This window comes from Oleiphilus sp. HI0128 (assembly GCF_001635365.1).
Window position 1 is genome coordinate 1 of record NZ_LWGG01000789.1, and the last position, 8428, is coordinate 8428.

General features: G+C 44.4%; 11 protein-coding genes. 2 read left to right on the forward strand and 9 right to left on the reverse strand.

The window, feature by feature from the left end:
• Positions 1 to 77: 77 nt before the first annotated feature.
• Positions 78 to 695: a 23S rRNA (uridine(2552)-2'-O)-methyltransferase RlmE gene (rlmE, locus tag A3763_RS11260; protein WP_068515313.1), complete on the reverse strand. Its 618-nt coding sequence runs from the start codon at positions 693 to 695 to the stop codon at positions 78 to 80.
• Between the two features lie 143 nt (positions 696 to 838).
• Here rlmE and yhbY point away from each other — a divergent pair, with 143 nt between their 5' ends.
• Positions 839 to 1141 carry a ribosome assembly RNA-binding protein YhbY gene (gene yhbY / locus A3763_RS11265; protein WP_068515219.1) on the forward strand — a complete coding sequence of 101 codons (303 nt, stop codon included), beginning with the start codon at positions 839 to 841 and terminating at the stop codon, positions 1139 to 1141.
• Between the two features lie 37 nt (positions 1142 to 1178).
• On the opposite strand, the gene A3763_RS11270 is transcribed toward yhbY, so the two are convergent.
• Genes A3763_RS11270 through A3763_RS11280 form a run of 3 tightly spaced genes read right to left on the reverse strand, consistent with a single transcriptional unit; the run spans position 1179 to position 3487 of the window.
• Positions 1179 to 1751, reverse strand: a complete 573-nt coding sequence (locus A3763_RS11270) for a DUF1285 domain-containing protein (protein WP_068515227.1) — start codon at positions 1749 to 1751, stop codon at positions 1179 to 1181.
• A 2-nt stretch (positions 1752 to 1753) separates the two neighbouring features.
• The gene (locus A3763_RS11275) at positions 1754 to 2650 is read right to left on the reverse strand and encodes a radical SAM protein (RefSeq protein WP_068515229.1); all 897 of its coding nucleotides are present in this window, start codon (positions 2648 to 2650) and stop codon (positions 1754 to 1756) included.
• A 42-nt stretch (positions 2651 to 2692) separates the two neighbouring features.
• Positions 2693 to 3487 carry a 4'-phosphopantetheinyl transferase superfamily protein gene (locus A3763_RS11280; protein WP_156495052.1) on the reverse strand — a complete coding sequence of 265 codons (795 nt, stop codon included), beginning with the start codon at positions 3485 to 3487 and terminating at the stop codon, positions 2693 to 2695.
• A 222-nt stretch (positions 3488 to 3709) separates the two neighbouring features.
• Between A3763_RS11280 and A3763_RS11285 the strand changes: the two genes are divergently transcribed.
• Positions 3710 to 4861 (forward strand): aminotransferase class V-fold PLP-dependent enzyme, encoded by a 1152-nt coding sequence (locus tag A3763_RS11285; protein WP_068515235.1) that lies wholly within the window; start codon positions 3710 to 3712, stop codon positions 4859 to 4861.
• A gap of 342 nt (positions 4862 to 5203) precedes the next feature.
• Here the strand turns inward: A3763_RS11285 and sixA are convergent, their stop codons facing one another.
• From sixA to A3763_RS11310, 5 genes are all read right to left on the reverse strand, one after another.
• Positions 5204 to 5662, reverse strand: coding sequence for a phosphohistidine phosphatase SixA (sixA, locus tag A3763_RS11290; protein ID WP_068515010.1), 459 nt, complete (start codon positions 5660 to 5662; stop codon positions 5204 to 5206).
• A 2-nt stretch (positions 5663 to 5664) separates the two neighbouring features.
• Positions 5665 to 5931, reverse strand: coding sequence for a DUF4389 domain-containing protein (locus A3763_RS11295; RefSeq protein WP_068515237.1), 267 nt, complete (start codon positions 5929 to 5931; stop codon positions 5665 to 5667).
• Positions 5932 to 5934: 3 nt separating this feature from the next.
• Entirely contained in the window at positions 5935 to 6966 is a 1032-nt protein-coding gene (locus tag A3763_RS11300; protein ID WP_068515257.1) for an NAD(P)H-dependent glycerol-3-phosphate dehydrogenase, read from the reverse strand.
• A 150-nt stretch (positions 6967 to 7116) separates the two neighbouring features.
• Complete coding sequence (locus A3763_RS11305) at positions 7117 to 7626, reverse strand: STAS domain-containing protein (protein ID WP_068515259.1); 510 nt, start codon at positions 7624 to 7626, stop codon at positions 7117 to 7119.
• 64 nt (positions 7627 to 7690) lie between these two features.
• The coding region (locus A3763_RS11310; protein WP_156495053.1) for a PP2C family protein-serine/threonine phosphatase at positions 7691 to 8428 on the reverse strand (738 nt) is incomplete at its 5' end.

Sequence of the window (8428 nt, forward strand, 5' to 3'; positions counted from 1 at the left end):
TGGCTCAATATACCGCCTGATTTCTTAAATAGCTATGCCCTGACAGGAGTTTTAAACACCTTTAATTTGTAAGGCATTCAACCCTTAAACCCAACACCTACTTGATAGATTTCCCGCGAGCGGGCCCTTGAAGCGTCCGGCTTACGGCTATATACCTTAGTAAACATCTGTCGCATATCTCCAATCAAGGAGTCAAAGCCCTCCCCCTGAAAAACCTTAGCGATAAATGCGCCATTAGGTTTTAAAGTTTGTCGCGCCATATCCAGAGCTAACTCAACCAGATACATCGCATTGGGTATATCAGAAGCAGCATTCCCACTCATATTGGGGGCCATATCTGAGATTACAAGGTCTACTTGACCATCAATTTCTGCCATAAGACGATCAAACACGTCTTCTTCAGTAAAGTCACCCTGAACAAAAGTCACATCAGGCAAGGCATCCATAGATAAAATATCGCTAGCGATTACCTTTCCACTTGGCCCAACCAGCTCTTGCGCTACCTGAGTCCAACCACCAGGCGCTGCCCCCAGGTCAATCACCGTCATACCCGGCTTAAACAGGCGGTCTTTTTTTTGAATCTCTAACAATTTGTAGCTGGCACGAGAACGATACCCATCTTCCTGTGACTGTTTTACATACTGATCATCGAAGTGCTCTTTCAACCACTTGGAACTTGATTTTGAACGAGCCATACCACCCTCTTTAAAAATTCTCGCTGCCCTGTCAGAGCATAAGCCTGACATTTAGCGGCATTATCAATCAAATAAAATAACTGTTAGAATGCGCGCCGTTAATACTTTTACTTACTATACGATTTCTACTACGGGTTATTTTCATGAGCTTAAGTTCTGCAGACAAAAAACATTATCGCACTATCGCACACAACCTAAACCCGGTGATTATAGTCGGAGATAAAGGTTTAAGCGAAGGCCTAATGGAAGAACTGAATCGCGCACTCAATGATCATGAGCTAATTAAAGTTAAAGTAGCAATTGGTGACCGCGATGACCGCAGTGCACTCATCACTGAGCTGGTCGAACAAAGTGGCGCCGAGCTAGTTCAAACAATAGGAAAAATCGCGGTGCTACTTAAGAAGAACAAGAAGCCTAACCCTAAGCTTTCAAACCTAATTCGTTAACCTTAAAATACAAATGGGGTGCGACATACGCACCTCTCTAAAATTTAAAAAACTGCCCAGCACTCCAAACACCAAGCTCAGTATCTTGCTCCGAGCGCTCACAAATATAATCTGCTAACTCGTAATAAACCGGCCGACTCAATTTTGCCATAAGCCCATGTCTTACCTTCACGTATGGCGACGGTTCCTGGCGTTCGTTATAGCTTACCTCGAGCGGGTGATCTGCCGACAAGGTGAAGTAATCGCCTAGCTGGGTAGAAAAATGCAGCTTTTGCGCTTCACCCTCACCTTCGCGATCTACCATCACGACAACAAAGGGCGCATCATCCACCGTAATTTTCATTTTCTCGTAAGGCGTCACCAGGAAGAAATCTTCACCATCACGGCGTAATATCCGCGACAACAGGCGAACCACTGCCTGCCGCTCCATCTTGTCTCCCTGATAATACCACTCACCCTGGGAATCAATACGTATATCTATCTCGCCAACTCGCTCCGGCTGCCACGTTTCAACAGGTGGCAAGCTATCATCCTCGCCAACTAATTCTCTTATCTGGGTCGCGATTGTCGGTAGGTCCCTATGCAGCCCCTCACCATCTATTTTTGCCATAGTTATAGGCCTCGCTGCCACTCTTGCCTAAGAGGAATTGCACCAGGCTTATTCAAAGCCAGATCAATTTTACTTAGCATCGCTTGCTTATCTGCCCCTAAATTACCTTTTAGCACCAAATAATTAGACGCGTGGTCGGAACGGAATACTGTATTTTCCAGTTCAAAATTAGCAATCAGGGTACGAATCTCATGAAATAAATCCAATTGTTCTAATGGCTCGTAATCACCATTAAATCCAGCCCTAAAGCGCTCTTCACCCATCGGAAAAGAAACTACTAACGTCGATACAAACTCTGGCTGTGTTTCATTCATAAGCTTGGCAGAGTTAACGGCATGTTGCTTTGAAAACTTCTTGCCACCCAAGCCATTTAATATCATCACGGAAGACTTGATGCCTGCAGCTTTTAACTTGAGTAAGGCGTCTTTAGAGCTTTCGTAAGTCTCACCCTTAACCACACATTCCAAGACTTTGTCGTCACCGGATTCACAGCCCACATATACCATGCTTAGGCCTAACGCTCTCAACTCAGCCAGCTCTTCTACCGTTTTTTTCTTAATATTTCTGGGTAAGCAATAAGCAGTAACACGTTCTTTATCTGGAAAGTAGCGATTAATACACTCAAGTATTTCTTTGAGGCGGCGGAACGACAAAGTCATTGCATCACCATCTGCCAAAAAGAAACGCCCGACATTCGGCATGCTCTTCGCCACTGCACTCACTTCTTGCTCTATCTCTTCGATCTTTTTGGGCTTGAACTTCTTCTGTTCAGCTGTATACATATCGCAAAAGGTGCACTTATTGTATGAACAACCATTGGTAACTTGAAGAATCAAAGACTTAGCTTCTGAAGGTGGACGAAATACGGGCTCAATGTAATTGATAGGCAAATAATTCATAAAATAATCACGGCAACTATTGGTTGAATCTAATCGTTTATTCTAACACAAGTCTTTATTAGCGAGCTCTCTATGGGGCAAACTGAGCTCACGAACCTTATCGAGACCGGTAATTTCTTTAGTTTCGATACGATATTCCCCCCTAGCAAGTCCATTAGACTGAGTAGCAAGAGAGATAAAGCAGTCTAAATCTGTTTCGAACTGCCAAAAAAGCCAAGGGTCAGAATCGCTTTTTTGCTCCGGCTCAAAACGCGCCAAATAACGATTAGAATCATCAAATAGAAAGGAAAAGCTTTTAAGCGGAATAGACATGCCTCGCCCATCTGCTTTCATATAAGCTTCTTTCAAAGTCCAGAGAGAAAAGAAACGATCTCGAAATGCTTCTTGGTCGAGCTTCTCTATCTGGGCGTATTCCTTGGTTGAAAACGAGTATTTGGCCAAAGGCTGAAAATCAACCTCACGCTTATGCGATTCAATGTCCACCCCCAACACCTCATCACGAGAAAAAGCCAGTACGATATGATTGTCAGAATGCGACAAATTAAAGCTCAGCGGGTAATTCGGCAATTCAGGTTTACCGTAATCATTATAATTAAAGCACCATGTTTTAGGTGAATTCCCGGGGAGATATCGGCTAAGCAAGGTGCGTAAGAGATAGCGCGATACGAGATATACATGACGATCTTTTTCAAAGACAAAACGTTCGTATCGCACACGTTCGTCCTCACTCAAAAGAGCAAGAAACTCATCAATATGAGACGCCACATTTATACGTTCAACGGAACAGAGCCAAAGATCTATGCGCTGAGCTTGCATAGCTTTTACCGATAAATTCACAAAACCTTCCACATACACTCGCCACAAAGCTCGCTATAAACGCAAGCTTTGAATCAGGCAGAACAGCTTAACAAAAGAAAGCTCTGTCGGCACTGCTTTAGTCTCCATCGACATCGGCGTTTTAAAGAATGCCCTGATCAGATACGAAAACATTAAAATGCCATCTTATTTCGTATATCATCAGAGCTTCTCCCGGTCCAACAAGCTCAAAACGGTGTCAACATGCCAAGCTTTACCCATTTCCCCCAAGCTGAAACACAATTCCCTCAAGACAAGGAATTATGCTACCTGAATCACGCTGCGGTAAGCCCTTGGCCTGCATGTACGGAGCTAGCCGTTGCCAGGTTCGCCAAAGAAAATGTTTACAGCGGCGCTCAGCACTACCCTCAATGGTTACAGGTCGAGCAAGAACTGCGCGAGCGCTTGGCCAAGTTAATCGGCCTATCATCTACCCATGAAATCGCACTGGCAAAAAACACCTCCGAGGCACTGTCAATGATTGCCTATGGCATTGAATGGCAAGCAGGTGATGAAGTAATTATCAGCAATCAGGAATTTCCGTCTAATCGCATAGTCTGGGAATCCCTGAGCCAGTTTGGTGTCACTGTAAACGTAGCAGATATAGACAAACAAGACCCTGTGCAGGCGATACAACAGCTGATAAGCCCCAAGACCAGGCTGGTTTCTATTAGCTCTGTTCAGTATGCAAGCGGCATTACAATTGACCTCCCGTCTCTTAGCCAGCTATGCAAAGCAGAACAATGCCTCCTTTGTGTGGATGCCATACAAAGTCTGGGCGCATTACCTTTCGATCAAACCTTAATCGATGCTGATTTCATTGTTGCCGATGGACATAAGTGGATGATGGCCGCCGAAGGTTTAGCGCTTTTCTATGTGAAAGGCATACATATCGAAACACTGAAGATCAATCAATTCGGTTGGCATATGATCGAACAGCGCGGCAACTACGACTCGCCCGAATGGACGCCAGCAAAGGACGCAAAACGCTTTGAGTGTGGCAGCCCCAACATGCTGGGGGTACAGGCTTTAAATGCCAGTTTGGGGCTACTGCTGGATATAGGCATCGACAATATTCATCAAGCCATATGCGAACGAACGAACTATCTGAAGGCACAATTACAAACCATTGATGACCTTTGTTTCATTTCTCCTGAAAATAAAAACCAAGCGCGTCAAAGTGGCATTATCTGCTTTCGCATTGAGGGGAAGGACAGCACTGAGCTATATCAAACACTTATGTCACGTAAAGTAATCTGTGCAAACCGGGGAGGAGGTATTCGTTTTTCCCCGCACTTTTATACCACCAAGCGAGTGATCAACCGGGCTGTAGAGATTCTGCGCGACTTAGTCTAAATAATTGGAGTCATTCATTTAAGAACCCTTCTTTTGGCTTTCTCCGTGCAGGCCACCTGCCGCTCTGTGTCCTCTGTGGTGGATTTGTTTTTTGGTTTTGATTTCAAGATTAAACCCCTTAACCACAGAGGGCACGGAGCGCTTTGCTGCACAGAGGAATAATAATTCTCTATAGAGCTCCTCTATAAAATGGGTGCAATTCAGGGCAGAGTAGAACATCTCCCCGAACTCATCATTCCCGAGGTGTTTTTACCAGGAAACCAGCTACGTCGATACCTCGTTCTGACCCTCATGGATCCCGGCTTAAGAGCACACCGGGCTAACAAAGAGACCTGTGAATTATTAGTGCGGGATAAGATCCTGGTGTAAATAAGCTAGGCCGGCTTCCATCAGCTCAAGCTCCAGTACTACTAGCTCACTCGTGATAAAAGGATGAGGTTGATAGGTATTACCTTCAACCAATAGGCTCACTAAGTCTCCGACCAATGGCTGATGCGATACCAACAGCACATTATCAATTCCGGCCTGATTAAGCTGACGAAGCACTTGTTTCGGCGAGGAGTCGGGTGTAATAAAAGGCTTGGTATGAACATCGCACTTCAGCTGGTCTTGATAAACCTTTGCCGTCTGCTGAGCTCTTAGTAAGGGGCTCACCCAAATTTGGCTCACCTCACTTAATATACTCAAATGCTCTTTTGCTAAAGCACTTGTCTGCTGCACACCTCTTTCTGTCAAGGGGCGAGAGAAGTCGCTTTCTGCATAAAATGATGCCTCACCATGCCTGGAAATAAAGAGCTTCATCGCTACTTAATCTCATCCAGAAGCTTGTCTTTAGCTTTTGCTTGCGGCCAATCAGAAAATGGATAGGGCTTCACTTCACTTGCGTAGCTCAGGAATTCACTAATTTGTTTTAGGTACAAGCCCAAAGTCCTACCGGCATCTTTTAAAGATTCACTAGGCTCTCCCGTTGAAAGCTTTAACACGGTTTGAACGAGAGCGATTACAACCAAAACAATATCAGTAAGACTATAAATCAAACAAAAAAGGATCAAATATAAAACTTTTATCACGCGCTACACCTCGTGCTTTGCTAAAGTAAATTCAACATCAGTATTCTGCTCACCAGACATCAATTTTTCGATGATAACTGACAAAGGTACCTGTTTGTAAATCATCATATATAAGCCCTGTACTAATGGCATATATATATCGTTATCGTCCGCATAGCGCTTAACCTGAGCCAGAGTATTCACCCCTTCCGCAACTTCACCCAACTCCTCTACGGCCTGCTCCAAGGTTTTCCCTTTACCAAAGGCATAACCCACCCGGTAATTCCTACTTAGCGGGGAACTACAGGTCGCAATCAAATCACCCACGCCCGACAAACCTAGGAAAGTGAGCGGATTAGCACCCTGCGTTTGCGCAAAGCGCCCCATTTCAGCCAGGCTTCGTGTAAGCAGCATGGCAATCGTATTCTCACCCAAACCCTTGGCTGCAGCGACACCCGCCATAATAGCGTAAATATTCTTCAACGCGCCGCCTAACTCAACACCATAAACATCAGCACTGGCATAGACTCTAAAATAGGAGCAGCCTAGTGCATCCTGAACACCCTTTCTTAAGTCTGAGGACTCGCTTGCAATCACCGTGGCCGTTAGCTCATGTTTGGCTATTTCCTTGGCTAGGTTTGGCCCGCCCATAACGCCCACCTGAAAACCGGGAAGCTCTGCCCGCAAAATATCACTCATCAGGTTTAGTGTGCCCGGCTCGATCCCTTTTGTAGTGCTCACCACCCATTGATCAGGCTTAAGATAGGATTTTGCATTTTCTACAACTGCCCGAAAAGATTTACTCGGCACGGCAAAAAATACGATATAGGCATTGTCAACGGCGTCACTTAAGCTCGTTGTTGGAATTAGGTTTTCATGCAAGGACAAATCAGGCAGATACTTGGTATTAACCCTGGTTTGAATAATGGACTCTACGGATTCTTCACTGCGCATCCATAAATATGTCTTAATCCCGGCTTCGGCAGCAATATTAGCAATCGCAGTTCCAAAACTTCCACCACCCAGAACAGCGATAGCCGATTTGCTATGTGACATGATTTAAGATCTCTTGTTTAGTTGATTAGACTTGTTTGCCAGCTCTTTTTGCTGCAAGACAATAATAGAAGGTCACAAGAGAAACCTGAAGCAGGAAAGCCAAAATACTTTGCTTCCTGACATAATATTAATAACTAAGCTTTATTCACCTTAGCCCGCAACAAAGGCCTGTTCCTCTACATCGCCTTCAAGTGTCGCCACTAAGTCTTTGAACTGTTCACGGTTGTGCTCGTTCAGGTTCATCAAAACCTTGTGAGCATTGAGAACATTGGTTCTTAATTCTTCTTCGGTAATATCTTGGGGTGCCAGCTCAGTCAGTCGTTGGCTCGAGTCTGCCGGTTCAGTTAGAATAAGATAGACACTTTCGAAGCCCATTGTCGTTATGACACGAGTAATGTCAGGGTTAGTCGATACAATGGAAGGCAAGAAGTGGCTTTTTTGCTTCGCCTGAATAGCCAAGCGAGCAAGCAAACCTAAAGTGGTACTGTCAATTAAAGTCGTCTCACTCAAATCAACAACGATTGATGCAAATTCAGGGTCAGACGTCATTGCTTCAATAGCAGAGTCAATCGTTGAGCAAAGATTCAATCGAACCTCTCCCACCAATTTCAACACATAAACGCCGCTGCATTCTGCTTGTAGTATTTTACATTTAGACATAGTCGCTCAACCTTTAATGCTTGTGATTGACATATTCAATATGGAACGTATGTTCTGCATATCGCTACCTTTTACTTCCGTCACTGACTGCACTCACCGAAAGAAAGGCAATATCATCAGGTATTTCTTTTAAGTCGTCCAAGCCTAAGGAAGAGAATAGCTCCGCTACACCCGCCCTGTTTTCTGCTACAACGTCCAGTAGTAGCTGTTCCTTATCATTCAAAGTCTCGCCGGGCATCACCTCGAGAATACCGTCAGAAAATACCGTGATTCGAAATTCCGGTGTAATTTTCCGATGGTAGACTTCGAATTCTGGCTCAGGAAATAAACCAACGGCCATTCCTTTACCTTCTAAATACTCTGCCCGCCCTTGCTCACAATATACTGGCATAGGGAAATGCCCTCCTACCGAATATCGTAATTCCTGGTTTTTCTCATCGAGAATACCTGCAAACATCGTTACATGCTTTCCCAAATCACTTGCCAACAGCTCAAGATTAACACGCTTCAAGAAATCATTCGGACACGAAATCTCATCACTAGAGCCGCGTTTAAAGTTACGCTTTAAACGCATCGTCAGGTTTTTCAGCAATACCGTCACAAATGCAGACGATGCACCATGACCAGAAACGTCGGCAAAATAAAATAAGCTACGATGATCGTCAAGATTAAAATAGTCTAAGAAATCGCCGCTTAAGTACAAAGATGGCATCACTCGATGCTCAAAGAAAATATCGTTCACTTTCTTTTCATTTTTTGGCAGCATTTTCTTTTGAATTTGCAAGCCGGCTTTTTGGTCAGC

Coding starts and splice junctions, on each gene's coding strand:
- rlmE (WP_068515313.1), bottom strand. CDS start 695: ATGGCTCGTTCAAAATCAAGTTCCAAGTGGTTGAAAGAGCACTTCGAT.
- yhbY (WP_068515219.1), top strand. CDS start 839: ATGAGCTTAAGTTCTGCAGACAAAAAACATTATCGCACTATCGCACAC.
- A3763_RS11270 (WP_068515227.1), bottom strand. CDS start 1,751: ATGGCAAAAATAGATGGTGAGGGGCTGCATAGGGACCTACCGACAATC.
- A3763_RS11275 (WP_068515229.1), bottom strand. CDS start 2,650: ATGAATTATTTGCCTATCAATTACATTGAGCCCGTATTTCGTCCACCT.
- A3763_RS11285 (WP_068515235.1), top strand. CDS start 3,710: ATGCCAAGCTTTACCCATTTCCCCCAAGCTGAAACACAATTCCCTCAA.
- sixA (WP_068515010.1), bottom strand. CDS start 5,662: ATGAAGCTCTTTATTTCCAGGCATGGTGAGGCATCATTTTATGCAGAA.
- A3763_RS11300 (WP_068515257.1), bottom strand. CDS start 6,966: ATGTCACATAGCAAATCGGCTATCGCTGTTCTGGGTGGTGGAAGTTTT.
- A3763_RS11305 (WP_068515259.1), bottom strand. CDS start 7,626: ATGTCTAAATGTAAAATACTACAAGCAGAATGCAGCGGCGTTTATGTG.